Origin of the sequence: Streptomyces palmae, assembly GCF_004684805.1 — a bacterium.
Taxonomy (GTDB): domain Bacteria; phylum Actinomycetota; class Actinomycetes; order Streptomycetales; family Streptomycetaceae; genus Streptomyces; species Streptomyces palmae.
In genome coordinates, this window is record NZ_SRID01000797.1 from 1 (window position 1) to 557 (window position 557).

The window sequence follows — 557 nt, forward strand, 5'->3', positions numbered from 1 at the left end:
CCCAGGTCATCGCCGACCTCGTCGAGGGCGGCACCCTCGCCTACGCCATCACCTCCACGGCCACCGGCTTCACCCTGGTCAACTTCGGCGCCTCCAACTTCAGCGCCGCCGACCTGGCCGGGCTCACCCCCGACCTGGCCATGATCCAGCCCGGGGGCGCCACGGTGCACGGCTACGTCCCCCGGCTGATGGCGGCCCTGGACCACCCCCGGTACGTGCTGCCCACCCACTGGGACGACTTCGACCTCCCACTGGACGAGCCGGCGAAGGACTGGGGCGGGCTGGCGGACCTGGAGGCGCAGGTACGGCAGGCGAGTTCCCAGACGAGCTTCGTCCGCCTGGAACACCTGGAGACCTTCACCCCCTGAGGCCCGCCCGACGAGCCGGCCGGCCCGGGCCTGTCGACTCAGGCGGGGGCCAGGGCCGATGGAGCGGTCCGGCGATCAGGCGGGGTCCGCGGCCGGTGGAGCGGTCCGGTCACCAGGCAAGTTCCGCGGCCGGGGGGCGGCCTGGTCACCGGGCAGGATCCGCGGCCGGTGGGGTGGCCTGGTCACTGG

Annotated in this window: 1 pseudogene; it reads left to right on the top strand. The window is 74.1% G+C overall.

Annotated features, from left to right (window positions below):
- Positions 1-368 (top strand): annotated as a pseudogene (locus E4099_RS33475) (MBL fold metallo-hydrolase); the annotation flags it as partial.
- Between the last annotated feature and the right edge of the window lie 189 nt (positions 369-557).